The sequence below is a fragment of the Streptomyces sp. NBC_00258 genome, assembly GCF_036182465.1.
Classification (GTDB): Bacteria; Actinomycetota; Actinomycetes; order Streptomycetales; family Streptomycetaceae; genus Streptomyces.
In genome coordinates, this window is sequence record NZ_CP108081.1 from 4,736,791 (window position 1) to 4,763,690 (window position 26,900).

General features: G+C 69.9%; 18 protein-coding genes. 6 read left to right on the forward strand and 12 right to left on the reverse strand.

Going from position 1 to position 26,900, the window contains the following annotated elements; translation table 11 throughout:
* Positions 1-55 precede the first annotated feature (55 nt).
* The 3 genes from OG718_RS20985 to OG718_RS20995 form a co-directional block, all read right to left on the reverse strand.
* Entirely contained in the window at positions 56-1,093 is a 1,038-nt protein-coding gene (locus OG718_RS20985) for an ABC transporter permease (RefSeq protein ID WP_143636630.1), read from the reverse strand.
* A gap of 457 nt (positions 1,094-1,550) precedes the next feature.
* Positions 1,551-3,458 (reverse strand): translational GTPase TypA, encoded by a 1,908-nt coding sequence (typA, locus tag OG718_RS20990; protein WP_143636632.1) that lies wholly within the window; start codon positions 3,456-3,458, stop codon positions 1,551-1,553.
* 179 nt (positions 3,459-3,637) lie between these two features.
* Positions 3,638-6,217 (reverse strand): ABC transporter substrate-binding protein, encoded by a 2,580-nt coding sequence (locus OG718_RS20995; RefSeq protein ID WP_328844788.1) that lies wholly within the window; start codon positions 6,215-6,217, stop codon positions 3,638-3,640.
* Positions 6,218-6,592: 375 nt separating this feature from the next.
* Here OG718_RS20995 and OG718_RS21000 point away from each other — a divergent pair, with 375 nt between their 5' ends.
* The 4 genes from OG718_RS21000 to OG718_RS21015 are packed head-to-tail and all read left to right on the forward strand — an operon-like array spanning position 6,593 to position 10,442.
* Positions 6,593-6,883 carry a hypothetical protein gene (locus tag OG718_RS21000; protein WP_055615711.1) on the forward strand — a complete coding sequence of 97 codons (291 nt, stop codon included), beginning with the start codon at positions 6,593-6,595 and terminating at the stop codon, positions 6,881-6,883.
* 18 nt (positions 6,884-6,901) lie between these two features.
* On the forward strand, positions 6,902-7,723 hold the full coding sequence (locus tag OG718_RS21005; protein ID WP_143636636.1) for a hypothetical protein: 822 nt from the start codon (positions 6,902-6,904) through the stop codon (positions 7,721-7,723).
* On the forward strand, positions 7,723-9,666 hold the full coding sequence (locus OG718_RS21010; protein WP_306938233.1) for a fumarate reductase/succinate dehydrogenase flavoprotein subunit: 1,944 nt from the start codon (positions 7,723-7,725) through the stop codon (positions 9,664-9,666). The genes OG718_RS21005 and OG718_RS21010 overlap by 1 nt, the downstream gene beginning before the upstream one ends.
* Positions 9,663-10,442, forward strand: a complete 780-nt coding sequence (locus tag OG718_RS21015) for a succinate dehydrogenase/fumarate reductase iron-sulfur subunit (RefSeq protein WP_143636640.1) — start codon at positions 9,663-9,665, stop codon at positions 10,440-10,442. Before OG718_RS21010 ends, OG718_RS21015 begins: the two co-directional genes overlap by 4 nt.
* Positions 10,443-10,463: 21 nt before the next feature.
* Here OG718_RS21015 and OG718_RS21020 read toward each other — a convergent pair whose 3' ends face one another.
* From OG718_RS21020 to OG718_RS21050, 7 genes are all read right to left on the reverse strand, one after another.
* The gene (locus OG718_RS21020) at positions 10,464-13,130 is read right to left on the reverse strand and encodes a SpoIIE family protein phosphatase (RefSeq protein ID WP_143636642.1); all 2,667 of its coding nucleotides are present in this window, start codon (positions 13,128-13,130) and stop codon (positions 10,464-10,466) included.
* A 527-nt stretch (positions 13,131-13,657) separates the two neighbouring features.
* Complete coding sequence (locus OG718_RS21025) at positions 13,658-14,065, reverse strand: ATP-binding protein (protein WP_143636644.1); 408 nt, start codon at positions 14,063-14,065, stop codon at positions 13,658-13,660.
* A gap of 448 nt (positions 14,066-14,513) precedes the next feature.
* Positions 14,514-14,933, reverse strand: coding sequence for a (deoxy)nucleoside triphosphate pyrophosphohydrolase (locus OG718_RS21030; RefSeq protein ID WP_143636646.1), 420 nt, complete (start codon positions 14,931-14,933; stop codon positions 14,514-14,516).
* A 42-nt stretch (positions 14,934-14,975) separates the two neighbouring features.
* Positions 14,976-15,158 (reverse strand): SPOR domain-containing protein, encoded by a 183-nt coding sequence (locus OG718_RS21035; RefSeq protein ID WP_055618615.1) that lies wholly within the window; start codon positions 15,156-15,158, stop codon positions 14,976-14,978.
* A gap of 408 nt (positions 15,159-15,566) precedes the next feature.
* On the reverse strand, positions 15,567-16,319 hold the full coding sequence (locus OG718_RS21040) for a GntR family transcriptional regulator (RefSeq protein ID WP_055618616.1): 753 nt from the start codon (positions 16,317-16,319) through the stop codon (positions 15,567-15,569).
* A gap of 147 nt (positions 16,320-16,466) precedes the next feature.
* On the reverse strand, positions 16,467-17,720 hold the full coding sequence (locus tag OG718_RS21045; RefSeq protein WP_328844789.1) for a DUF4190 domain-containing protein: 1,254 nt from the start codon (positions 17,718-17,720) through the stop codon (positions 16,467-16,469).
* Between the two features lie 464 nt (positions 17,721-18,184).
* Positions 18,185-19,777, reverse strand: a complete 1,593-nt coding sequence (locus tag OG718_RS21050) for a S8 family peptidase (protein ID WP_143636649.1) — start codon at positions 19,775-19,777, stop codon at positions 18,185-18,187.
* Between the two features lie 226 nt (positions 19,778-20,003).
* On the opposite strand from OG718_RS21050, the gene OG718_RS21055 reads away from it, so the two are divergent.
* On the forward strand, positions 20,004-21,110 hold the full coding sequence (locus OG718_RS21055; protein WP_143636651.1) for a threonine synthase: 1,107 nt from the start codon (positions 20,004-20,006) through the stop codon (positions 21,108-21,110).
* Positions 21,111-21,283: 173 nt separating this feature from the next.
* On the opposite strand, the gene OG718_RS21060 is transcribed toward OG718_RS21055, so the two are convergent.
* Positions 21,284-23,488, reverse strand: coding sequence for a DEAD/DEAH box helicase (locus tag OG718_RS21060; protein WP_328844790.1), 2,205 nt, complete (start codon positions 23,486-23,488; stop codon positions 21,284-21,286).
* A 110-nt stretch (positions 23,489-23,598) separates the two neighbouring features.
* On the reverse strand, positions 23,599-24,207 hold the full coding sequence (locus tag OG718_RS21065; protein WP_328844791.1) for a rhomboid family intramembrane serine protease: 609 nt from the start codon (positions 24,205-24,207) through the stop codon (positions 23,599-23,601).
* 204 nt (positions 24,208-24,411) lie between these two features.
* On the opposite strand from OG718_RS21065, the gene OG718_RS21070 reads away from it, so the two are divergent.
* Positions 24,412-26,826, forward strand: coding sequence for a hypothetical protein (locus OG718_RS21070; RefSeq protein ID WP_143636655.1), 2,415 nt, complete (start codon positions 24,412-24,414; stop codon positions 26,824-26,826).
* The last annotated feature ends 74 nt before the right edge of the window (positions 26,827-26,900 follow it).

Here is a 26,900-nt window from a genome sequence, read left to right on the forward strand (position 1 = left end):
TGACGGTCCGGTCTCCCGGAACGGGGGTGGCAGTCCCCCCACCACCAATGGACGGTTAGCGTCCGGTCTTGGGGTCGAAAGCGTCCCGGACGGAGTCGCCGAGAAGATTGAAGGCGAGCACGAAGACCACCATCGCCACGCCCGGGAAGAACATGAACATCGGGTCCTGCTCGTAGATCTCGGAGCCGATGGCGAACATCCGGCCCCAGTCCGGCGTCGGCTCGACGAAGCCCACACCGACGTACGAGAGGAAGGCGATGGAGAGGATCGAGCTGGGCAGCATGTAGGTGCCCTGCACGAGGATCGGCGTGACGATGTTCGGCAGGATCTCCTTGCGCACGATGCGCGTCGGAGAGGCTCCCGAGACCTTGGCCGCCTCGACGAACTCCCGCTCCCGCAGGGAGAGTACGGAGCTGCGTACCAGACGGGCCATGCCCATCCAGCCGAGGAACCACATCACGAGGATGATCGCGACGGCGCGCAGATAGACCGGGGTCTCGTCCGTCGGGGAGACGAACAGCGCCGTGACGACGGGCATGAAGGCGATGAAGAACAGCTGCTGCGGGAACGCCAGGAAGAAGTCGGTGACCCGGCCCAGCCAGTAGTCGACCTTGCCGCCGAAGTACCCGCTGATCATGCCGATGACGACGCCCGTCAGGACGCTGAACACCGTGACCAGGACGGCCATGTAGAGCGATGTCCGCATGCCGTACAGCAGCATCGTGAACACGTCGCGCCCGAGCTTGGGCTCGACGCCGAACCAGAAGTCACCGGACATTCCCCCGAAGGAGCCGGTGGGCATGGCGAAGTCGTCGAGCAGGAAGGGGTAGTCGGGCTCCTGCGCGTAGAGCGTGTACGGATCCTTCCCGTACAGGCTCGAGATGACCGGGGCCAGTGCGGCGATCGCGAAGAAAAAAATCACCACGCACGCGGAGATGACTCCGGTACGGTCTCGCTTGAAGCGATGCCACATCAACTGCCCGGGGGAACGGCCCTCGAGCTTCTCCGCCTCGACCGGCTCGGTTTTCGACGCGAGCTCGGGGTCCAAGGCCGCCGACGGCCCGGAGCCCTCGGCCTTGGTTGGACTGGTCATCTTTGTTCTTCCCCCGGGGGATGGAGAGTTGAGCGCAGCACAGATACCGGCAGGTTCTGTGGTTTCAGGGAACTTTCACCAAGTGGGTCAACGCGCGTCAAGGGCGGAAGACATAGGGATCTCCCTACCGTCGAAATTTTGAGCAAAAATTGCAAAGATTGACACCTGGGCGCGCTTGACAAGTGAAACCGGAATCCGGCAAATCAGACATGGTTGACGAAAATTTCGTTTACGTGTCCGAAACTTGATTGGGCAATGCCCGATATGCGAACGCCGCTACTTCCATTGCGCCGTTGTCCGAACTGACACGGTTTCGCCGTCCGGGCACGCCGAAGGCCCGGCCCTCCGACGTCGTGCGGAGAACCGGGCGTTCAGAAACCCTCACAGATCCCGGGAGCATACTCCCGGCGCCCCGCAGGGCACCGTGGGGAGCCGCTGCGGAGCAGTTGAGGAGGCGTCAGCCGTGCTTGGCGCGGCTCGCGGAACGGGCGCGCTCGCGGGCGTCCAGGTTCACCTTCCGGATGCGAACCGACTCCGGGGTGACCTCGACGCACTCGTCGTCGCGGCAGAACTCCAGGGACTGCTCCAGGGAGAGCTTGCGCGGCGGGACGATCGCCTCGAACGAGTCGGCGGCGGCCGAGCGCATGTTGGTGAGCTTCTTCTCCTTGGTGATGTTCACGTCCATGTCGTCGGAGCGCGAGTTCTCGCCGACGATCATGCCCTCGTACACCTCGGTGCCGGGGTCGGTGAACAGCACGCCGCGCTCCTGGAGGTTCGTCATCGCGAAGGCGGTGACGGCGCCGGCGCGGTCGGCTACCAGGGAGCCGTTGTTACGGGTCGTCAGCACGCCGAACCAGGGCTCGTGGCCCTCGTGGATCGAGTGCGCGATGCCGGTGCCGCGGGTGCCGGTGAGGAACTCGGTCCGGAACCCGATGAGACCGCGGGACGGCACCACGAACTCCAGCCGCACCCACCCCGAACCGTGGTTGGACATGTTGTCCATCCGGCCCTTGCGGACGCCCATGAGCTGCGTGACCGCGCCCATGTGCTCCTCGGGCACGTCGATCGTCATGCGCTCGACCGGCTCGTGCACCTTGCCGTCGATGACCTGGGTGACCACCTGCGGCTTGCCGATGGTCAGCTCGAAGCCCTCGCGGCGCATCTGCTCGACCAGGATGGCGAGCGCCAGCTCACCACGGCCCTGCACCTCCCAGGCGTCGGGGCGCTCGGTGTCCAGGACCCGCAGCGAGACGTTACCGATCAGCTCGCGGTCCAGGCGGTCCTTGACCTGGCGGGCGGTGACCTTGCGGTCCTTGACGGCGGCCTTCGCGGAGGCGCCCTTGCCGGTGCCGCCACGGCCGACCAGCGGCGAGGTGTTCGTACCGATGGTCATCGAGATCGCCGGCTCGTCCACCGTGATCAGCGGCAGCGCGATCGGGTTCTCGGGGTCGGCGAGGGTCTCACCGATCATGATGTCCGGGATACCGGCCACGGCACAGATGTCACCGGGGCCCGCCATCTCGGCCGGCTTGCGGGTGAGCGCCTCGGTCATCAGCAGCTCGGTGATGCGGACGTTGGACATCGTGCCGTCGCGCTTGATCCACGTGACGGTCTGGCCCTTGCGCAGCTCGCCCTGCTCGACACGGAGCAGCGCGATACGGCCGAGGAAGTTGTCCGCGTCCAGGTTGGTGACGTGCGCCTGGAGGGGGGCCTCCTCGTCGTACGACGGGGCCGGGACGTGCGACAGGATCGTCGAGAAGAACGGCTCCAGGCTGTTGCTGTCGGCCGGGACGGTGCCGTCCTCCGGCTTGGTCAGCGAGGCCACACCGTCGCGTGCACACGCGTAGACGATGGGGAACTCGATCTGCTCCTCGTCCGCCTCAAGGTCCAGGAAGAGGTCGTAGGTCTCGTTGACGACCTCGTCGATCCGGGAGTCCGGGCGGTCCGTCTTGTTGATGCACAGGATGACCGGCAGACGCTGCTGGAGCGCCTTGCGCAGCACGAAGCGGGTCTGGGGCAGCGGGCCCTCGGACGCGTCGACGAGCAGCACGACCGCGTCGACCATCGACAGACCGCGCTCGACCTCGCCGCCGAAGTCGGCGTGGCCCGGGGTGTCGATGATGTTGATCGTGATGACGTCGCCGCCATCCTTGGGGTGGTACTTCACGGCCGTGTTCTTGGCCAGGATCGTGATGCCCTTCTCACGCTCCAGGTCGTTGCTGTCCATCATGCGGTCGTCGAGCGACTCGGCGGCGTGCGCGGCGAAGGCACCGGCCTGCTTGAGCATGGCGTCGACCAGGGTGGTCTTGCCATGGTCGACGTGGGCGACGATGGCGACGTTGCGGATGTCGTGGCGCGTGGCCATATTGAGGCGCTTCTCCCGGAGTGAGTGAACGGCCTCCGCTGCGCGGGGCCCTGCCGGGCTGAAACGTGCCACGGCCTTACCCCATCGTACGGGGCCGCTGCCGCTTGGGCTCGACGGGGCTCTGGCCGGTGGTCACAGTGCCGGCCGGTGGGGGCTGGTCGCGCAGTTCCCCGCGCCCCTTACGGGGCGCTGCTGGTCTGCGGTTTTGTGCCCTTCTTCAGGAAGCCCATGTCCTCGTAGACAGGAGTTTGGAAGCCGAAGGCGCCCGCGTTGGCGAGGTTGGTCCGGGCCGCTGTGAGCTGGGGGCGCTGGTAGAGGGGGATCGAACCGGCGGCGGCCCAGATGCGGGCGTCCGCCTTGCGGACCAGGGAGCGGGACTCGCCCGGGTCGAGTTCGGCGATGGCCTGGTCGAAGAGCTGGTCGACCTGGTCGGTGCCGACCCGGGTGTAGTTCTGCTCGACGTTCAGGGAGCCGTCGGCGGCCGGGACCGGCTTGGAGTAGATCGGGCGGGCGTCGGTCGCGGGGAACGCGGACGCGGGCCAGGAGTACAGCGCCAGGTCGTACTGCCCCGAGGCGATGTGGTCCTTGAAGTAGCTCTCGTCGGCGACCTTGGAGATCTCCGTACGGATGCCGATACGTTCCAGCATCCGCGAGATCCGTTCGCCGACCGCCCGCAGCGACTGGGAGCCGGGGCCGGACGGGAGCACGAAGCGCAGCGACAGCGGTTTGCCGTTCTTGGCCAGCGGTCCGGCCGCGGCACCTCCCGGGGCGGCCGTGCCCTTGGGCGCGTACGCCCCGGGGGCACCGCCGTGCTGGAACTGCGACTTGCCTTCGCGGGCGAGATTCTTCTCCACCTTGCCGGACGTGCCCGGCCCGTCCTTCTTCTGCTTCTTCTCCGTCTCGGCCTGCTGCTTCTTGCCGATCCGCTGCTTCTTCCCCGCCTTCTGCTTCTGCTCCTTCTTCGCCTTCTCGTCCTGGCCGCGTACGCCCAGGACGTAGGCCTGGTCGAGGAGCGCGACCCGCTGCAGTTCGGCCAGGGGCGCGGGCACGAGCAGGGCCGGGGCGCGGTTCTCGCCGGGCTTGTCGTCGCCCGGCTTCCCGTCCTCACCGACGATGTACGTACCGTCGTCCCCGGAGCTGTCGGAACTCTCCGAGCTGCCGGAACCGTCGGAGCTGCCGGAACTCGTGGAGCTGCCGGAGCTGCCAGAGCTTTCGGAGCTGTCAGAAGTACTGGAGCTGCCCGAGCTGCCCGCATCCTCGGAGCTGCCCGAGCCTTCGTCAGTGTCCGGGCCTTCGGCGGCATCCGAGTCCGTGGGGGTTCCCGACGCCTCGGAGTCGGCCGACTCCTTCGAGGCCCCGGCGCCGGCCGCCTTCTTCTCCTTCTGCTCCTCCTTGACGGGACCGCCGGACACCCATCCGGCGTCGGCCAGCAGGGCCTGCGCCTCCTTGGTGTCCTGGCCGCCGAGCGCTCCGCTGTTGTCGGCGTACGCGTGCTGTCCGGAGAGCGCGAGATGGCTGCCGACCGGTTCGGCGGGCAGGCCGAGCGGCCGCAGGACGACCCGGGCGAGCTCGTCCCGGTCCAGGGCGCGGGCCACGGCCCGGCGGACCCGCTCGTCGGCGAGCGGCCCCTCCTCGCCGTTCAACGCGAGCTGGGTGAAGGCGGGTTCGAGGGACTTGCGGACCTCGAAGCCGCGCAGGGACGACTGCTCGTCCGCGTACTTCGCGACGGCCTTGCCCCGCTTCTTGCGGGCCAGGATCTCCTCGTCGGCCGCCTCCTCGTCGGAGCCGTGTGCGATCGCCCAGGAGCGCAGCGACTTGCCGGGGGTGAGGGCGGCGCCGGGGCCGTGGGCGAGCGGTGCCCCGTTGCCCTTGCCCTTGTCGCGGGCGGCGAGCGTGATGCGGTGGGCCTCGGAGGAGTCGATCTCGGCCCGGTCGACCTTGCCTTCGGCGAGCGCGGCGGTGCGCTTGTCCCGCGGTACGGCTCGCAGGACCAGCTCGGAGAGCTTGGCCGGGCGTCCCCACCAGCGCTGATTGCGCTTCAGCCTGACCTCGCCGGCGTCCTTGTCGACGGCGTCGAGGGCGAAGGGCCCGGCGGTGACCTTCAGCTTGCGGCGGGCACCGTCGTTGAAGGCGTCCGGGGTGCCCGTGACGTCCTTCGGGTACAGCGGCGAGAAGAGCGACTGCCAGTCGGCGTACGGCTTGCTGAAGGTGACCCGCACCTCCAGGTCGTCGGCGCCGCGTTCGATCTTCTCGATGCGGTCGTAGCCGGCGTTGCGTGCGGTCCAGTACGCGGTGTCCTTGCCGGACAGGGCGCGCCACTGGGCGGCGAAGTCGGCGGCGCCGATCTCCCGGCCGTCGCTCCAGACGGCCTGCTGGTTGAGCTTGTAGAGCACGACCTGTCTGGGCTCGCGGTCGACGACCTTCGCGGACTCCAGGTAGTCGGGGTTGCGCTGCGGCCGGCCGTTCGCGTCGAGCCGGTACATGGAGGGCAGCACGGCGCCCGCGACCTTGGAGGTGGCGGCGTCCGCGTCGGCCTGGAAGGCGTTGAGGGTCTCCGGGAGGGCGTCCACGGCCCAGCGCAGGGTGCCGCCGTCCGCGATCAGACCGCGCTCCGCGGGGGCGATCTCCTGACCCGCGGTGGGCTTGCCCGCCGGGTCGTTCTCGCTGCATCCGGCCAGGGCGGGCACCGCGAGCACGCCCGCCGTGAGGAACGCGACCGAGCGCATCACCGCGCGGGGTCCGACGCCGTCGTGGGACATGACTGGTACCTCCGGGGCGGTGCTGATCACGATGAGCAGTACGGACAGGACGGGGCAGGTCAGACACTGTGATGTAGATCACTTTTGGCGGTATAATGGAGTTGATCTGATCTATCGCCCCACTGAAGGGGAGAGTCGCCGCCTCCGGGCGGCGACACGGCGACCGGCCCACGGAAGCCCACCCGTGCGGCCCAACGGCTCCGCGCCACCGGGCGCGCCCCCTCCCGGCCGGGGGCGTGCGCAGGGCGCGCGGGGAGCGACACGATCCGGTAATCCATGCAGATCCCTTCACAGGGGCCGATGTGACGCGCGACACTCGCAGGCGCATGAACGTTGCCGCCTTGGGCCGGAGGTCCGCGGAAGTGAGGGCACGCCATGTCCGTGCACGATGACCTGACGTCAGTCCAGCGCTGTCTCGACGACCTGGTGAGGTCCGTGAAGCGTCTGGAACAGCAGATGGGTGGCGGCGGCCTGGAGATGCGCAGGGTGCGCACCGACGCCGACCACCTCCGCGAGAGCGTTGCGCTGCTCCGCGAGGCCGCACCCGGCCTCGGCAAACCGCGGCGCCCCGACCTCGTGTCCATCCCCGACACCCCGTACGACAACACCCTGTGGACGGACTCCGACGACGAGGGTCTCGGCGCCCGCGACCGCCACGCACCCTGAACCCGACCGGAGCTTTCCTTGGCCACTGGTACGGAACCCCAAATGAACAGCGGCGGCGTACGGACCCGTACGCGCGCCGCGATCGCCGCCCCGCATCTGCGGACCGACCGCTGGTGGCTGGCGCCCGCCGCCACCGCGGCCGGGCTGCTGGCCTTCGTCGTCTACTCGACCTGGCGGGCGTTCGCGAACAGCGACTACTACGCGGCCCCGTACGTCTCGCCGTTCTACTCGCCCTGTCTGGCGGAGAACTGCGAGCCGATGCGCGGCGGCCCGAACTGGGAGATCTTCGGCAGCTGGTGGGGGCTGTCCCCCGCCCTGCTCATCCTGATCTTCCCGCTCGGCTTCCGGCTGACCTGCTACTACTACCGGAAGGCCTACTACCGCGGCTTCTGGGCCTCGCCGCCGGCCTGCGCGGTCGCCGAGCCGCACAAGAAGTACACCGGCGAGACCCGCTTCCCGCTGGTCTTCCAGAACATCCACCGCTACTTCTTCTACGCGGCGGTTCCGGTGGCCGGGATCCTCACGTACGACACCGTGCTCGCCTTCCGTGACGAGCACTACGAGTGGGGCCACATGGGGCTCGGCACGCTCGTGTTCCTGGTCAACATCGCGCTGATCTGGGCGTACACGCTGTCCTGCCACTCCTGCCGGCACATCGTCGGCGGCAAGCTCAAGCACTTCTCCAAGCACCCAGTGCGCTACAGGACCTGGCAGCTGGTCGGGAAGCTGAACGCCCGTCACATGCAGCTGGCCTGGGCGTCGTTGGTGAGCGTGGCACTCGCCGACTTCTACGTGTACCTGGTCGCCTCCGGCGCTTTCGACGATCCGAGGTTCTTCTGATGTCCGTGGTCGACCGACAGGAGTGGGACGTCGTCGTGGTCGGTGCCGGGGGCGCCGGCCTCCGTGCCGCCATCGAGGCCCGCGAGCGCGGCGCCCGTACGGCCGTGATCTGCAAGTCGCTGTTCGGCAAGGCGCACACGGTGATGGCCGAGGGCGGCATCGCGGCGGCCATGGGCAACGTGAACTCCGGCGACAACTGGCAGGTCCACTTCCGCGACACCATGCGCGGCGGCAAGTTCCTCAACCAGTGGCGGATGGCCGAACTGCACGCGCAGGAAGCCCCCGACCGCGTATGGGAGCTGGAGACCTGGGGCGCCCTCTTCGACCGCACGAAGGACGGGCGCATCTCGCAGCGCAACTTCGGCGGGCACGAGTACCCACGGCTCGCGCACGTCGGCGACCGTACGGGCCTCGAGCTGATCCGCACGCTCCAGCAGAAGATCGTGTCGCTGCAGCAGGAGGACTTCAAGGAGACCGGGGACTACGAGTCCCGTCTGAAGGTCTATCAGGAGTGCACGGTCACCCGGATCCTCAAGGACGGCAGCCGGGTTTCCGGGGCCTTCTGCTACGAGCGCGAGTCCGGCCGTTTCTTCGTCCTCGAGGCCCCTTCGGTGGTCGTCTCCACCGGTGGCATCGGCAAGTCCTTCAAGGTGACGTCGAACTCGTGGGAGTACACGGGCGACGGGCACGCGCTGGCGCTGCTCGCGGGTGCGCCGCTGCTGAACATGGAGTTCGTGCAGTTCCACCCGACGGGCATGGTCTGGCCTCCGTCCGTGAAGGGCATCCTCGTCACGGAGTCCGTGCGCGGGGACGGCGGGGTCCTCAGGAACTCCGAGGGCAAGCGGTTCATGTTCGACTACATCCCCGACGTCTTCAAGGAGAAGTACGCGCAGTCGGAGGAGGAGGGCGACCGGTGGTACGAGGACCCGGACCACAACCGCCGGCCCCCTGAGCTGCTCCCCCGGGACGAGGTGGCACGGGCCATCAACTCCGAGGTGAAGGCCGGCCGCGGCTCCCCGCACGGTGGCGTCTTCCTGGACGTGTCGACCCGTATGCCCGCCGAGGTCATCAGACGCCGACTGCCGTCCATGTACCACCAGTTCAAGGAACTCGCGGACGTCGACATCACCGCCGAGGCGATGGAGGTCGGGCCCACCTGTCACTACGTGATGGGCGGGATCGCGGTCGAGTCGGACAGCGCGTCGGCACGTGGAGTGCCCGGTCTCTTCGCGGCCGGAGAGGTCGCCGGCGGGATGCACGGCTCCAACCGGCTCGGCGGCAACTCCCTCTCCGACCTGCTGGTGTTCGGGCGGCGGGCCGGTCTGCACGCGGCTCAGTACGCCACGGGACTCACCGGGGCACGGCCCCTCGTGGACGAGGTCCAGGTGGACACGGCGGCCGCGGAGGCGCTGCGGCCCTTCTCCGCCGAGGGGCCCGAGCCCGGCGCGGAGGACGGACGGCCGCCGGAGAACCCGTACACCCTCCACCAGGAGCTCCAGCAGACGATGAACGACCTCGTCGGCATCATCCGTCGTGAGGCGGAGATGGGGGCGGCCCTGGAGAAACTCGCCGACCTGCGCGTACGGGCCCGGCGGGCCGGGGTCGAGGGACACCGGCAGTTCAACCCCGGCTGGCACCTCGCGCTGGACCTGCGGAACATGCTGCTCGTCAGCGAGTGCGTGGCACGGGCCGCGCTGGAGCGGACGGAGTCGCGGGGCGGCCACACGCGGGAGGACCATCCGACGATGGACCGGGCATGGCGGCGCGTGAACCTGCTCTGCCAACTGGTCGACCCCACCGGCGGGTTGGCGGCGACCGACCCCGTGCGCGGCCAGATCGACCTGGTCCGCGAGACCACCGAACCCATCCGCCCCGACCTGCTCGCCCTCTTCGACAAGGAGGAGCTGGTCAAGTACCTCGCCGAAGAGGAGCTCTACGAGTGAGCAGCTATGAGGCCCGCTTCAAGGTATGGCGCGGAGATGCCGAGGGCGGCGGCCTGGAGGACTTCGGGATCGAGGTCAACGACGGCGAGGTGGTGCTCGACATCATCCACCGCATCCAGGCGACCCAGGCGCCCGATCTGGCCGTGCGCTGGAACTGCAAGGCGGGCAAGTGCGGTTCGTGTTCGGCGGAGATCAACGGACGCCCGCGGCTGTTGTGCATGACGCGGATGTCGGTGTTCACCCGCGAGGAGACGATCACCGTGACACCGCTGCGGGCGTTCCCGGTCGTACGGGACCTGGTGACGGACGTCGGCTTCAACTACATGAAGGCGCGGGAGGTGCCCGCGTTCGTGCCGCCGGAGGATCTCGGTCCCGGTGAGTACCGGATGATGCAGGAGGACGTGGACCGGTCGCAGGAGTTCCGCAAGTGCATCGAGTGCTTCCTGTGCCAGGACACCTGCCATGTGGTGCGCGACCACGAGGAGAACAAGACCGCGTTCGCCGGCCCGCGCTTCCTGATGCGGGTGGCCGAACTGGACATGCATCCCCTGGACGCGGCGTCCGAGTCCGGCCTTGACCGCAAGCGCACCGCCCAGGACGAGCACGGCCTCGGCTACTGCAACATCACCAAGTGCTGCACGGAGGTCTGCCCGGAGGGCATCAAGATCACGGACAACGCGCTGATCCCCTTGAAGGAACGGGCGGTCGACCGCAAGTACGACCCGCTGGTGTGGCTGGGAGACAAGATCCGCAGGAGGCCGTCCGGGTCGGTGTAGGGCCGCGGGACCCGGCAAGCGTCAGAACAGGCTCAGTAGCGCCTCTGCCGGGTCCGCGAGACCCGTCCCGCCGTTGGGCAGGGGCAGTTCGAACCACACCGTCTTGCCGCGGGGTGTGCGGCGCGAGCCCCAGGCCGCGCTCAGGAGGCCGACGAGCTGGAGGCCGCGGCCGCCCTCGTCCGTGTCGCGGGCGCGGCGGCGGCGGGGCTGCACCAGGCCGGCGTCCCAGACCTCGCAGACCAGGGTGCGGTCGAGGAGGAGGCGCAGCCGGATCTCGCCCTCGCCGTAGCGCAGGGCGTTGGTGACGAGTTCGCTGACGAGGAGTTCGGCCGTGTCCACGAGGGGTTCGAGGTCCCAGCTCAGGAGCTGACCCCGGGCGTACTCCCGTGCGCGGCCCACGCTGCGCGGCTCGCGCGGCAGCGTCCAGTCGCCGACGGAATCGGCCGGCAGACCCTGTACACGTGCCATCAGCAACGCGATGTCGTCCTCGCCGTGGTGCGTGTCGAGGGTGTTGAGGACGTGGTCGCAGACGTCCTCCAAGGGGCTGGAGGGGTCCGTGAGTGCGCCCACGAAGGCTTGTAGTCCCTCGTCGAGGGGGTGGTCGCGGGATTCGACCAGTCCGTCCGTGTAGAGCGCCAGAAGGGCACCTTCCGGCAACTCCACCTCCACCTCCTCGAACGGCTCTCCGCCGACGCCCAGCGGCATCCCCGGCGGTACGTCGAGCATGAGCGCGCTCTCGCCGGGCTCGACGATGACCGGCGGAAGATGGCCCGCGTTGGCGAAGGTGCAGCGGCGTGTGACGGAGTCGTAGACCGCGTACACACAGGTGGCGAGGTAGACCTCGGAGAGGTCGGCGTCCCGGGACTGGCGCGCACCGCGCGTAGACTGCTGGACCCCGCCGGGCGTTCCCAGGCCGCGGGCGATCTCGTCCAACGCGGAGAGGACCTCGGCGGGTTCGAGGTCGAGCAGCGCCAAGGTGCGTACGGCCGTGCGGAGTTCGCCCATCGCGACGGCGGCGCGCAGACCGCGGCCCATCACGTCGCCGATGACCAACGCCGTGCGGTGGCCGGGGAGTTCGATGACGTCGAACCAGTCGCCGCCGACCTCCGTGGCCGCGTTTCCGGGAAGGTAGCGGCAGGCGATGTCCAGGCCGGAGGCCTCCGGGTCGCCCGGGGGGAGCAGGGAGCGCTGCAGTATCAGCGCGCGCTCGTGCTCCCGCCGGTAGAGGCGGGCGTTGTCGATACAGACCGCGGCACGCGAGGCCAGTTCGACCGCGAGGGAGCTGTCACGTTCCCCGAACGGCTCGCTCCCCTTCGTACGCGAGAACTGGACCAGGCCCACGACCGTGTCGTGGGCGACCATCGGCACCGCGAGCGTGGACTGGATCAGGCCGCCCTCCTCGGCGGCGACGCTCTGCGGGCGGGCGGTGCGCAGGGCGTCCGCGAAGGGCGAGTTGAAGGCGTAGTGGTGGACCGCGCCGACGTTCACGGGCTCCGGGCCGCCGATGTAGGGCGCGTCGGACACGGCGCTGGCGTAGGCGACGCGGCGCAGCTCGGCGCTGCCGTCGGCGAGGCCCGGCGGGGTCTCGTCGCCGGCCAGGAGGCCTTGGTAGAGGTCGACGGAGGCGAGGTCGCAGAAGCCCGGGACGGCCACGTCGAGGAGTTCGCGGGCCGTGGTCTCCAGGTCGAGCGAGTTGCCGATGCGCGCGCCCGCCTCGTTCAGAAGGGCGAGATTGCGCCGTGCCTGGGCTGCCTCGCGGGCGGCGGCGCGGCGCGAGGTGATGTCGGTGCCCAGCCAGGCGATGCCTATCGGACGGCCCGAACCGCTGTGCACGCGATAGAGGTTGATGGACCAGTGGCGACGCTCGCTGGAACCGGGCACGGTGCCGCTGACCAGCAGCTCGTTGACCATGTCGCCGGTCTCCAGGACACGGCGCAGAATCGCGGAGACACGCTCGGCCTCGCCCGGTGACAGATAGTCCTTGACGGTGCGTCCGCGATGGTCGTCGACGGTGCCGCCGAAGACCGAGGCGAACCGCTCGTTGGCACGGCGGATGCGCAGGTCCGGGTCGATCAGCAGGAAACCGAAAGGAGATTGGCCGAAAATGGCCTGCGACGCGGCAAGATCGGTCTCGATCCTGCGCAGAATGCGTACGTCCACGACTATGCACACGGCGGCCCGCTCGCCCTCCTCGGTCCGCGTCGGCATGACGTAGACCTCGGCGAGTCCTTCGGCGGCCAGGCCGGTGCCTTCGGGGTCGGGCAGCCGGAAGGGGACCACACCGGTCCACTCGCGGCCGTCGAGGACTTCGGCCATCTTCCGCTGGCCCAGCTCTCGCTTGTCCTCGGCGACGAAGGCCTCGATGGGGTCCATGCCGACCGCACGCTCGGTCGAGATGCCGAAGAGCTGCTCGGCGCGCAGACTCCACTGGTCGACGAGGCCGTCGGGGCCGATGGAGAACGAGGCGACCTTTATGTAGTCGTAGATCGATCCGGGCGGACTGCTCTGCCACACGACCTCACCGGGCACCTCGCCCGGCGCCTCGACGGGCACGCCGGATATTCCGCCGCGCCCCGCGCCCCGGGCCTCGTCCGGCACCGGCAAAGCGCCATCGCCTGTCGTCGCATCAGCCATCGCGCCGCCCGACGGGTCCTCGGACTCCGTGGCCTTCGCTGGTATCTCGCTCACGCGAACCGTCCCCTCCAGCTCACCGCGTCCGGCACCGGTCACCGGAGGCGGCTGCCCGCAGTATCCAGCACTACGGTGCCGCACAACACGGTGTTCACGATCACAGCACGGTCCCGATGCTTTTAGGACCGGCCACGACAAACACTCCCAGTCTTCTAACCATGTGGGACCCGGTCGAACCACGGACTTGGGGGTGGCTCGTGTGTCCGAGGTGACGGGGGTGGTCCCGGGGGTCACTCGGGGTCGGTTGAGGACCGGTTCAGGAGTGGCTGCGGAATGGCTTGGGACTGACCGGGGGGCGGCGGTTGGTCGGCTGCTGGCTGACTGCAGGTGGAGCTGGGAGAGGGCCGCTGGTCGGCTGCGAGGGCTTCCCGACCGCCTACAGATCGGCCGGGAAGCCGCTGCTGATTGGCTGGGGTCAGCTGATAGCCGATGGGGGGCGGCTACCGATCGGCTTGGGGGCGGCCGTTCGTCGGCTGCGGGGTGACTCGCGGTTGGCCAGGGATCGGGTGCGGAGCGGCCGCCCGTCAGGACGGGAGTGCCAGTTCGAACCACACCGTCTTGCCCTTTCCGCCTGGCCTGGTGCCCCAGCGGCGGGAGGAGTTCGCCACCAGCTGAAGACCCCGGCCGCTTTCGTCCTCGGGCTCCGCGTCGCGTTCCTGCGGTGGATCCGGGAGGGGGTCGGAGACCTCGACGAGCAGGACGTCCATCGGTTCCGAGGGGCGCACGAGGCGCACCCCGATGGGACCCGTGGCGTGCCGCAGGGAGTTGGTGACCAGCTCGCTGACCAACAGCGCGGTCACGTCTCCGAGGGAGTCCAGGTCCCAGGCATGGAGCTGGCCCCGGACGACGGTTCGGGCGGTCCGGACGGCGCCTGGATCCGCGGGAAAGGTCCACTCGGCGATATCGCCCTCGGTGTGGATCACGCAGATCACTCCCAGGCCAGAAGCGGACCATGTCCGTTTTCATGGGGTTAATGGGCACATACCCGATATCCCGGGCGGAGTACCGTGCGCGAGGGCGCACTGTGGCGCGAACGGCGTACTCGGCGCTCGTCTCGGCCGCCACATGCGCCTCGCGAGCCCGAGCGTCCCACGTACGGTGTGCGTCCCGCACCCCGCAGACTCGAGTGCGCGAAGTTGTGATGGTCACACCTTTTTCTTCGCCCCCGCCGCCCCTACCCGTCCCGTCCCCAGGGGGCTGCGCCCCCAGACCCCCCTTATCGGCCTGAACGGCCTCGGCCTCAAACGCCGGACGGGCTGAAGATGTCGGCCCGGGCCGCGAAGTCTTCAGCCCCTCCGGCGTTTGAGGAGCGGGGGTTCGGGGGCTGGCCCCCGAGTAGTGACGGGAATGGGTAGGGGCGGCGGGGGCGAAAGAAGGTCACTACCCCGCAGCCGCCCCACTCCCCCAAGCCCCGCGCGCAACCTCCAACACGGCAGCCACGTCCTGGTCCAGCCACTCCACGTCCCAGAGCTCGTCGGCGGTCAGCCAGCGCAGCTCGTCGTGGTCCTGGAGCGGCTTGGGCGCAGGCGAGTCGGACAGAAGGCGCACGGTCCAGACCCGGAGGACATACGGCGACCGCAAAGGCCACTCCCCCGGAACACGCGCAAGCACCTCGGACTCGATCCCGAGCTCCTCACGAAGCTCCCGCACAAGGGCCCCCTCGGGAGTCTCCCCGGACTCCACCTTCCCCCCGGGCAGCTCCCACCGCCCGGCCAACTCCGCGGGCGCACTACGACGCGCGGCAAGGAGACACCCGTCGCTCAGCACGGCGGCTCCCACCACCACGATCCGTTCGGTCATGCGCCGGAGCCTACGGGAGCCTCACCGACACGCTCACACGCGTCACTTCGAGCCGTTCTGCCCGATCCGCTCGACCCAGTAGAGCTGCTTGTGCCCACGGTCGTCGAGGCTGTCCGCGATCTTCTGGGCCTCGGCCCTCGTCGCGTACCTGCCGACGCGGTAGCGATTGCCGTTGTCGTCCTGTCGTATGACGAGCCAGGGAAGTGTGATGGTGCCGTCGTTCATCGCGCCCCTCCGCTCCCCGCCCCCGGCTCGCGTCCTGCCCCGCCACATAAGGAAACCGCAATCCGCATATGCCCGAGCCTACGCCTAACCTTCACGCAGCGAATACGGCTTTTCACAAAGAGGTATGCGCGAGATGCCCGAGAGGTACGCAATCGGCCAGCACTGAGGGGGCGCATCCTCACGGACACGCCCCCTCATCCCCCTCAGGCTCCCGCAGACAGCGAAGAGACCGCGCCGAACACCCCCCACGAGAACGACCGGATTCCACCGGCACCGACCGCCAACCAGCAGCCGTCAGCCGTCAGCCGTCAGCCGTCAGCCGTCAGCCGTCAGCCGTCAGCCGTCAGCCAATGGTCGGCCCAAGTCATGGACAGTTACAGCGGTTGCGGCAGTTGCGTCCGCTACGGCCTATTTCACCGGCAAGTGGTAGGCGATCCGGTACCGGTCCGCCGGCACCACCACGTCCGCCGTCTCCACCGGTCGGCCCGACGCGTAGTACGTCCGCTGGATGACGACCACCACATGCCCGGGCACGCCCCCCAGTGCCGACAGTTCCTCGGCGAGGCCGGGCCGGGCGCCCACCTCCTCCGTGACGTTGTCCACGATCACGTCGATGGCGGCCATGCGCTCGACGACACCCATGCCGCCCAGGGGGCCCTCCTCGGGAAGCATCACCGGTGTGCGGCCCGTGACGGCGAGGGGCTCCCAGGAGGTGGAGAGCATCATCGCCTCGCCCGCGTCCCGGAAGACGTACTTCGTGCACATCACACGGTCGCCGGCCTGGAGGCCGAGCCGCTCGGCGATGGCACCGCTCGCCTCGGCCTGCGCGCTGTGCGACTCCCACGTACCGCGCGCGGAGACGTCGGCCTGCTCCTGGCGGAACGGCGTCGCACCACTGTCCGGCCGGTACCCGGAGCGGGCGACGCGGCGCGGCACCGGCCGCTCGCGCACATACGTCCCGGACCCGGAACGGCCCTCGACCAGCCCCTCGGCCATCAGGACCTTGCGGGCCTCAAGGGCGACCGTGTCGGAGACGCCGTACTCCTCGCGGATTCTCGCCTGCGACGGGAGCCGTGTGTGCGGTGGCAGCGATCCGTCGACGATCTTCTTGCGAAGATCGCCTGCGACGCGCAGATACGCCGGCTGCTCACCGAATGTCACTGGCCACTCCCGTCAGGTTGTACAGACAGCTACAGGGTGGCAACCGTGGGTTGTGCCAGGCAAGCGAAGGCCAGAGAATCACTCGATGTGATGACTTGAGGTTGCTCAAGGCTTTACGCAGGCACTTTCTCCCCGCTATCGCCGCCGTCACACCTCTGCGCCGCTGCCTCCTGTGCCGCCTCCCGTACCGGCCTCCTCACCGCCGTCGCCCTCGTACGACTCCGGCGGCGTCGAGGCGAGGCCCAGAGCCTTGCGCGTGGTGACCGTCTTCTCGGCGCCGGTGAGTTCCAGCGCCTTGTCGAAGTGCTCGTAGAAGGCGTCCGCGTCGGCGGCCTTCGCCGCTGCCGACCACTCCCCCTGAGCCTTGTCCAGGTCCTTGACCAGCGCGGCGACCGGATCCTTCGCGTCGGCGGGCCAGTCGTGGCCGCGCAGCATTCCGAGCTGCTCGGTGATTGCGGCCGAGACCCTGGTCGCCCACTCCTTGTGGCCGGGCAGGTCGTCCTCGACGTACTCCTCCTCGGGCGCCGACTCCATGGCCTCGTTGAGGACCTGGGCCGCCTTGAGGTAGGTGAGCTGGTCGGCGTCGAGGGTCGTCTCGTCCTGGCGCAGCGAGCCGGTCAGGCTGCCCTTCTCGTCCACGTTGCCGAACAGGCAGCTGATCTCGCGGTCGCCGAGGCTCCAGCTGTCCCGGGTCGGCGTGAAGTAGTAGATGTCGACGTTCTCCGGGATGGCCCAGGTGTCCATGGCGTAGGCGTACTGGAGTGTGTAGCACTTGTCGTCGGCGGCCTCGGTGATCTCGCTGTCACCGGGGTAACTGCCGCTCGCCATCTTGAAGTTCGCGAAGACCTCGCCGTCGTGCTCCTCCTCGCAGGACACCGTGTCGACGTCGTACGCCATGCCTTCCAGCGAGCCGCCCGGCGTGTCGAAGCACTCGCCCTCGTCCACGGAGAAGATGGCGCCGTTCTCGCTCGCCTCGCGCGCCCCCTCCTGGAAGCCGTCCCAGAACTCGGCCGCTCCGCCGGTGGCGAGTGCGAGCGCGAGGATCGCGGCGCCGATGCCGGACAGGATCATCCCGGCGATCGCCATGCCCTTGCCGCGCTCGCCCTTCTTCCTGATCTGCGCCAGCGCGAAGAATCCGAGGACCAGTCCGACCAGGGGCAGGAAGCACAGGATGCCGAGCACCAGGGCGGCGATGGCGAGGCCGTTGACCGGGGCCGGGGTGTTGTACGGGGAGTAGCCGTGCCCCCAGGGCTGATAGCCGTACGGGCCCGGCCCCGGTCCCGGCCCCTGCGGCTGGCCCGGGTACGCGCCGTACGGGCCTTGCGGCTGGCCCGGCGGCGGGTACGGCCCCTGGGGTTGCCCCTGCGGGTGCTGGGGCCCGGAGGGCGGGGGTATCTCCACTAGTACCGTGCTCCTCGTCCGAGTGCTGTGTCCGGGTGATGTGTCCGGGGGTGCGGAACTGACGTACGACAGGGCGCATCGTAAGCGCGGCCCGGACAGCGGCGGAACACAGGGAACGATCCCGACGATTCGGTCGGCGGCTGCATTTGTTCGCCCCCGCCGCCCCTACCCATTCCCGTCCCTTTCGGGGGCGCTGCCCCCGAACCCCCGCTCCTCAAACGCCGGAGAGGCTGAGTTTCAGCCCGTCCGGCGTTTGAGGACGAGGCCGTTCAGGCCGACAAGGGGGGTCTGGGGGCGCAGCCCCCAGGGACGGGACGGGTAAGGGCGGCGGGGGCGAGAACCCAACGCGCCTCGCCCCCGCGGCAGCCCAGGGCGAGGACCCGAAGCCGTGCCACGAGGGCGAGGAGAAGGACTGCCTACGAGCCGCTACCGCCAGGGCCGACGCCCCGTAGGCGTCAGTCGGATCAGAACTGAAGCCCCCAGGAGTTGATGTACCCGGTGTCGAGCGAAGCGTTGTCGCTCACCCGCAGCGTCCACGTCCCGTTGGCGGCCTCGGACGAGGCGTTCACCGTGTACGTGGTGTTGATGTTGTCCGTCGAGCCACCGGTCCCGTACGCCTTCAGCGTGTAGGCCGTCCCGTCGGGAGCGATCAACTGGACCCGGAGGTCACCGATGTAGGTGTGGACGATGTTCACCGGCACGCTCAGCGCGGCGGGCGCGTTGCCGGTGACGCCGCTCACCGTGACCGGCGAGTTCACGGTGGAGTTGTCAGCGATCGCGTAGTCCGCGGTGTTCTCGAAGAGGTCACCCGTCGGAGGCGGAGTCGTACCGCCGCCGACGTTCAGCAGACGGTTGGGCGAGCCCGTACCGGGACTGGTCACGACCCCGGTGGTGGCGGAGTTGACCAGCGCGGTCTGGACGGCGGCCGGCGTCGCGGTCGGGTTGTCGGCCAGATGGAGCGCGGCGGCTCCGGCGACGTGCGGGGTCGCCATCGACGTACCGGAGATGGTGTTGGTCGCGGAGTCGCCCGTGCCCCAGGCGGAGGTGATGGAGGAGCCGGGGGCGAAGAGGTCGAGGACCGTGCCGTAGTTGGAGTAACTGGCCTTGGCGTCGGTGCTGGTGGTGGCGCCCACGGTGATGGCCTCGGTGACGCGGGCGGGCGAGCGGGTCGAGGCGTTGGTCGTCTCGTTGCCGGCCGCGACGGCGTAGGTGACACCGGAGGCGATGGAGTTGCGTACGGCGGTGTCGATCGCGGTGTCGACGGTCCCGCCCAGGCTCATGTTGGCTACGGCCGGCTTGACGGCGTTGGTCGTCACCCAGTCGATGCCCGCGACGACCTGGGCGGTGGTGCCGGAGCCCGAGTTGTTGAGGACGCGGACGCCGACGACCTTCGCCTTCTTGGCGACGCCGTAGGCCGTGCCGGCGACCGTGCCCGCGACGTGCGTGCCGTGGCCGTGGCCGTCCTGGGCGGTGTTGTCGTTGTCGACGGCGTCGTAGCCGTAGGAGGCCCGGCCGCCGAAGTCGGTGTGTGTGATGCGGACACCGGTGTCGATGACGTAGGCGGTGACGCCCTCACCGGCGGTGTCGTCGTAGGTGTAGCTCTGGTTGAGCGGGAGGGCCGCCTGGTCGATGCGGTCGAGGCCCCAGGAGGGCGGGTTGGGCTGGGTCGTCTCGATGGAGAAGAGGCGGTTCTGGACGACGGAGGCGACGGCCGGGTCGGCGGCGAACCTCTTCGCCTCTGCCTCGGTGGCCTCTACGGCGTAACCGTTCAGCGCCTTCTTGTACGTACGCTCGATCGTGGCGCCGTACTCCTTCGCGAGGGCCCTGCCCTCGGCCGAGCCGGACTTCGCGGCGTCCGGGTGGAGCGTCACGATGTAGCTGTTCGCGATCGTGCCGGGCGCGCCGGCGTACTGGATCCGGCCTTCGGGGCCCGCGGCGGCCTGCGCCGGGAGGGCGGAGACGAGACCGGCGACGAGGGCCGCCGTACCGATGCCCGCGATACCGGAGATACGGGTGATTCCGGCGAGTCTTCGCCGGGCATGACGCATCACTGCCATCTGAGGATCCTCCTCAATCGGTGGTGCGCTGGTGGTGGGGGGTGGTGCGGTCGTACGCACACGAAGACGACAGGGGCATGTCAAGAACTGGCCACTTCGTCCCTGCGCTCAGCCGAAAGATTGAGGCTTCCCCAGGAATTGCACAAGAGCCCTGCACGGACGTAACGCAGGTGCCATATGCCAGTCATGACACTCCGTCACCAATCGGTGCATCTAACCTGCCGACATGACTCCCTTGCCGGATTGTTTCTGCCCGGTGGACGGCACGCGCGTCCCCATGGACTCGCTCGCGTGGTGCTGTCCGGTCTGCCGCGGCCCCCTCGACCTGGACTTCGCGCCCACGCCCGCCTCCCTCAAGTCCCTTGCGGGCAGGGTGAATTCCCTCTGGCGTTACGCGGAGTGCCTGCCCCTGTCGTCCCCCTCGGTGTCGCTCGGCGAGGGCCGCACCCCGCTGGTCCCGCTCAAGGACGGCGTTTCGGCCAAGCTGGACTTCCTGATGCCGACGCTCTCCTTCAAGGACCGCGGGGCCGTCCTGCTCGCCGAACTGGCCCTGCGGCTGCGACCGGGCCGGGTCGTCGCGGACAGCAGCGGCAACGCGGGCACGGCGGTCGCCGCGTACTGCGCCAGGGCCCAGCTGCCCTGCACGGTCTACGTCCCCGACGGCACGTCCGCGAAGAAGCTGGAGCAGATCGGGGCGCACGGGGCCCGCCTCGAAGTCGTCCCGGGCGACCGGGAGGCGGCCGCGCGTGCGGCCCGGGAGGCCGCGGACGAGGAGGGCACGTTCTACGCCTCGCACGTCTTCAACCCCTACTTCCTGCACGGCACGAAGACGTACGTCCATGAGCTGTGGGAGGACCTCGGCGGCCGGCTCCCCGAGGTGATCGTCGTCCCCGTCGGCAACGGCACGCTCCTGCTCGGCGCGTCCCTCGCGATCGCCGAGCTGCACGCGGCGGGAATGATCGACCGCCGGCCCGCCCTGTACGCGGTCCAGTCCGCCGCCGTCGCCCCGCTCGCCCACGCCTGGCACGAGGGCGCCGACGACCTGGTCGGAGTCACCCCGGCGGCCCCCACGTTCGCCGAGGGCATCGCGATCCCCCGCCCGCCCCGGGCCCGCCAGATCCTGCGCGCGGTCCGGGAGTCCGGCGGCACCTTCCTCACCGTGACGGAGGACCAACTCCGCCACGCCCAGAGCGACCTGGCCTCGCAGGGTCTGTACGTCGAGTCGACGGGGGTGGCGTGCTGGGCGGCGGTACGGGAGGGGGCGCTGGGGGCGCGCACTGCTGTCGTGCCCCTGTGCGGGGCGGGCCTGAAAACGGGGCTCGCGCATTTGTAGGGCTTCGGGTTGCGGCTCGGGTGCGGGTGGATGGGGGCTGGTCGCGCAGTTCCCCGCGCCCCTGTCTTTCGTCTTTAGGGGGGCGGTAGCCCCTGCTTTTTAGGGGCGCGGGGAACTGCGCGACCAGCCCCCACCGGCCCGCACCCGAAGCACAACCTCCACCGGCCCCCTCCTCACCCCGCAGCCAGCCTCTGCTGTTCCTCCTCCACAATCCGCCGAGCAATCGTGCCGTCCGACACATCGACCGCATCCGGCGTCGCCTCGGCGACGTCACTGCGGCGGGCGTACGCGTCGAAGAGGCGGGTCTTGCTCTCCAGGATCCGCAGCAGCCGGTCGTCCACGCTGTCCGTGGCGAGGAGCCGGTGCACCTGGACCGAGCGGACCTGCCCCATGCGGTGGGCGCGGGCGACGGCCTGGTGCTCCAGGGTCGGCTTGACCTGCGGCTCGCAGAGGATCACGACGGAAGCGGCCTGGAGGTTGAGGCCGACACCGCCGGCCTCGATCTGGCAGAGCAGCACGGCGTGCCCGGACGCCGCCGTGAACTCGTCGACGAGCTGCTGTCGCCGGCCGGCGGGCACACCGCCCGCCAGCGGCCCCAACGCGCCTTCGCCGACGGCCTGTTGGACGGTGGCGAGGACGTCCCGGAAGTAGGAGAAGACGACCACCTTCAGGTCGTTCACGGCGGCTTCCGCGACGAGTTCGCGCAGCCGCTGGAGCTTCGCCGACTTCTCGGCGTGCGCGTACGCGGCTCTGCGCATCGCCATGAAGTTCCCGGCGGCGACCGCCTCGCGGTAGGCGTCCTGGTCGGCGGCGCTGAGCTCCTCCCACTCGTCGACCTGGACGAGCGCGGGCAGTTCGGTGAGCACGTCCTGCTGGTTGCGCCGCAGATAGGCGGGGGCGACGGACCTGCGGAACGTGTGCGGGCCCGCGACCGCGTCGCTGCCCTGGATCTTCGGCACCAGCTCGGGCTGGAGGTAGCGGACGAGGGTGCGGAACTCCTCGACGCGGTTCTCCATCGGCGTGCCCGTGAGGAACAGGACGCGCTCGCACCGGTCGGTCCATCGCGCGACGGCCCGGGATCGACGGGCGTCGGGGTTCTTGACGTAGTGGGCCTCGTCGACGACGAGCGCGGCGGGGGCGTCGGCCGGTCCCTTCGAACCCTTAGCGGCCTTCGCCGGGTCAGGCAGGCTGTGCAGCACGTCGAAGGTGGTGACCGCGACGCCGCCACGCTCACGCCACTCGGCGTACGCGTCCTGCCGGCCGGGTCCGTGCACGGGCACCGCACGCAGGGTGCTGCGGGAGCGGATCTCGCGCGTCCAGTTGATCAGTACGCTCGCCGGGCACACCACCAGGAAGTGTCTGTGTCCGTCGGCGGCGAGATGCGCGAGCACGGCGATGGCCTGGACGGTCTTGCCGAGCCCCATCTCGTCGCCGAGGACCACCCGGCGCTGGGCGAGCGCGAACCGCGCGCCGAAGGACTGGTACCCGCGGAGCGAGACCCGTCGGTGCGTGTCGTCGAGCCCCTGCGCGTGCACCCGGTCCGCGACCTCGGCCGGCAGGAACCCCTCGGCGGCCTCGACGTCGGGCGCGCTCCCGGCGATCTCGGCGAGCTGGCTGTAGTACTCCGGGGACCTCAGCTCGAAGTCCACCCACGCCTCGGCGTCGGACGCGGACTCCCGCAGCAGGTCGGTGGACGCCTGCGTGAGCAGCATCGGTACGCCCTTGGCGACGGCGTCGCCCGTCAGCGCGCGGAGTTCCGCGACGGCGGCGAGGGCGCTCTCACGTCTGGCCCTGCCCGTGAGGGCCATGCGCAGCCGCCCGGTGGCGGGACGGGCCGCCGGGAGAAGCGTCTTGAACCTGCGGTCGAGCTCTGTGGCGGCGTCCACGGCCCGGCGCAGCTCGGGTCCGGCCTCGACCAGCCGGCGCAGCGCGATGACGAGGGCGGTGGTCCGCGGTTCGGGGTGGTCGACGTCGATCCGTACGGACACGGTCTCCTCGACCGCGCGGGCGATCTGCCGGGCGGCGGCGAGCGCCTGGTCGGCGGTCTGTGCTCCGACCCCCGGTATCTGCCGCAGCTCGTACCGGCTCGCGTCAAACACTGCGCGCACCGATCCGAGCCCCGCCGCCTCGAGGGCCCCGAGCCTGAGCCGTCCCTCGGTGACGTCCTTCAGGCGTGAGACCGGGATGCCCTCCAGCTCCTGGGCGACCAGTTCGGCGAGGACCGGCGCGAGGGCCGTACGCACCTGGTCGACGGCCCGCGCGTGATCGTCGAGCACTCCTCGCGCGAGCCCGCGCAGCCGCTCGCCCCGCCCGACGACCGTACGGGTCTTCCGCCCCACCGGTACGGGGCTGTCGACCGCCCCCTCGCCCTCCGCCATGACGCCCCTCGTGTGCCGTACGCCCGATGAGCGGACATCCTTCCACGGGGGACCGACAGTCGCGCCGGACGCCGGACGGGCCGACCGGCGGGTCCGCCGAAGCACGTCGGCTAGAGGCGCGCCTCGCGTGGCCGTCGGAACACGAACGCCGAGGCCACCCCGCCGATGAGGCCGAAGAGATGCCCCTGCCAGCTGACTCCGGCCGTCGTCGGCAGTACGCCCCACAGGATCGAGCCGTAGACCGCGCCGACGATGAGCCCTATGACCACGTCACCGATCCGGCGGTCCACGAAGCCGCGGACCAGCAGATAGCCGAAGAGACCGAAGACGACACCGGACGCGCCCGCGGTTATGGAGTGTTCGGACGCGGTGAGCCAGACGCCCAGGCCGCTGACGAGGATCGTCACGGTGACGACGGCGAGGAAGCGGCGGATCCCGGACAGCGCGGCGAGGAAGCCGAGGAGCAGCAGCGGCACGCTGTTCGCCACGAGATGGTCCCAGCCGAAGTGCACGAAGGCGGCGGGCACGATGTCCCGCAGCTCGCCGAACTCGCGCGGGGTGATGCCGAACGTGTCCAGGGCGTGGCCGGTCGCCACGTCGATGGCTTCCAGCACCCACAGCAGGGCGACCCAGCCGCCCGTCAGCAGGGCCGCGTACTTGACCCGCTCACCGCGCGACGCCGGCGCGGGAACAGCCACGCCGTACGGCCCGTACGCCATGAGAACCTCCTGGCTTGCCTCGTGTACTCCTCAACGTACGGAAGGCTCGGCGCGGTTCCCACCCCATGGCCGGGCGAAGCAGGGGGACGGGCCGCCGCCGATCGCTTCCCGGCGGGCCGCAAAGCGGAATCACGGTGACCACTCTCGGTCTCGAACTTTTTACGCATTGTGATCGGGCACCCATGGCCCTCACTGTGATCTGCCATGGACAACGGATCACAGGCCGGGGAGACCCGCCTGGTCGAGCTGGTCGTGCCCGGCATCGGTCCGGTGGACCGCGCGGAGGCGCTGGAGCCGCCGGTCGTCCACCGGATCAGCGGGGACGAGGCCGCCGGCTGGTACGGAGCGATGGAAGAGGACGACACCGAGCCGCTCGTCGAACGGCAGGTCTACGACTGGAACCGGCTCACGATCGGCGGCGCGGGCCGGGCGATGTGGTTGCTCCTCCTGCCCTTTCTGCTGATCAACCTGGTGACGTGGATGCAGCCCAGGCTTCCGCGGCACAGCAGGGTGTCGGGCTGGCTGTACGACTTCGGGGCCCGGCTGCTCGGACTGTCGCTGACGGTGATGCTGGTGGGCGTGTTCGGGCAGGCCGCCATGGACCAGGTCGTGTGGCAGTGCGGGGCACCCGCGCACTCCGCCTGCGGCGCGGAGAACCCGTTGGTCGGGGCCGCACGCGACGTGGGCACCGGACTCGGGCTGACACTCGCGGCCGTGGTGCCGCTGCTCGTCGGAGCGGTGATGGCGTTCAGCGCGCGGGACGCCAAGAAGGAGTACCGGCCGGTCCTGAAGACCGTGGAGGACGGGGAGTACCGGCGCCTGGAACAGGAGGACAAGCGGCAGGCCCGGGGGTCCGGCAAGGTGCGGCGGCCGCTGGAGGTGCGCGGTTTCTGGGAGTACAACTGGCGTGCCGAGGGTCTCACTTCACAGCATCGGTGTGCGGGACTGCTCACCGTCGCGATGCTGGTGATCGTGCCGGGGCTCCAGTACGACCTGCGCCGGGACGGCACGGTCGTCGGCCTGGTGCTGTTCGTGCTGATTCTGGTGCTGGCGGCGCTGATGGTCGCCGACGGGCCCTGGTTCAGAAGTGTGGCGTGGTCGAGGCGGTGGCTGCCCAATCACCGGCGCACCACCCTCGGCGTGTGTCTCGGGGTGACGGCCTCCGCCATGCTCTACTGCGCGCTCCCCGAGCGGGACTGGCTCGCGGCGCGCGGAAGTTCCCGGATGCTGCCGGGAATGGGCGAGGAGGCCAACGACGTCGTGATCGCCCAGGGCGTCGGCGTGCTGCTGATGATCGTCGCCTGTCTCGTGATGTGCCTCAGGAACCGCGACCGCGCCGGAAGGACGTCCCTGTACGGACTGCTGGGGCCCGTGGTCGCCGTGATTGCCTGCTTCATCGGGTGGCTCTACACGGCGGCGTTCTCCCTGTGGGCGCAGGGCTGGCTCACCCCGGACGGCGACCTGTACGCCACCGAACTCCCCAGGGCGGTGCGGGTGATCGCCGCGGCCTTCCCGCTGGTGGTGGTGCTGGGCGGGCTCGCGGCCGGGGCCAACGCCCTGTGGAAACTGTGGAAGCGCAGGACGGCGGCCGCCGCACATCCGGGGGAGGAGAAGGAGGACAGGAGACACCGCAGTGAGATCAACTGGGCGCGGAACGTGGGAGAGGACGGCCTGAACTGGTACGACCAGGGCCTCGCAGCGCTGGCCTCCCTCATCGTGGCCCTGGTCCTCACCCTGTACCTGGCGAACTGGGTGGGCGACGGTTCCCTGACGACGAGCGTCCGCCGGACCACGAACGACACGGTCAAGCAGCTGACCACCCTCGGCGCCCTCGCCCTGATCGCCCTCGTGGCGGTCGCGGTGCTCGCGGTACGGGCCGTCGCGCTCCGTCCCGAGATGCGCAGGAACACGGGCATCGCCTGGGCCTTCGGCGTGTTCTGGCCGCGCGCCGCGCACCCTTTCGCCCCGGCGGCCTGGACCGTACGGACCGTGCCCGAACTCGTGCACCGCATCGAGCATCTGCTCGACTCCGACAGCCGTACACGGATACTGCTGCACGCGCAGTCCATGGGGTCGGTGATCGCCGTGGCCGCGTTGTGGCAGATTCCGCCCGAACTGCGTCCGCGTATCGGCCTGTTGACGACGGGAAGCCCGATCGGCGCGGTGTTCGCACGCCACTACCCCGGCTATGTCACGGCCGAATCCCTCGACGCCCTGGTCCGCGACGTGGACGACAGCGCCCCGGACAGGACTCGCCTGCTCAGGACGTGGGTCAACATCCACCGCGAGACCGACCTGCTGGCCGGCCCGACCGGCGTCGGCGGCGTGGACCAGGAGTGGAAGGACGGGGTGGCGCCGATGGACCCCGACACCGGGCGGTCGCATGCCCGCACCCGTGCCCAGCCCGTCTTCTGGCCCCTGGAGCGGCACAACGGATACCGCCGCGACCCCAGGATCGCGGCGGTCCGAAGAGCCATCCTCCACATTCTCGCCGAGTCGGCCCCTCCGCCGTCCACTCCCCCGGTGACACCTGCTCCACGCCGGCCCACACCCTCTCCCGCACCCTCGCCCTCACCGTCACGAAGGGGGCCGGCCCCTGATCCGACCGGCCCCGTCTGAGGCCCGCAGGACGCCGTGCCGGGGCTCATCGGAAACCGGGGTGGCTCCGAACGAGTGGACTCGCCGGAACGATT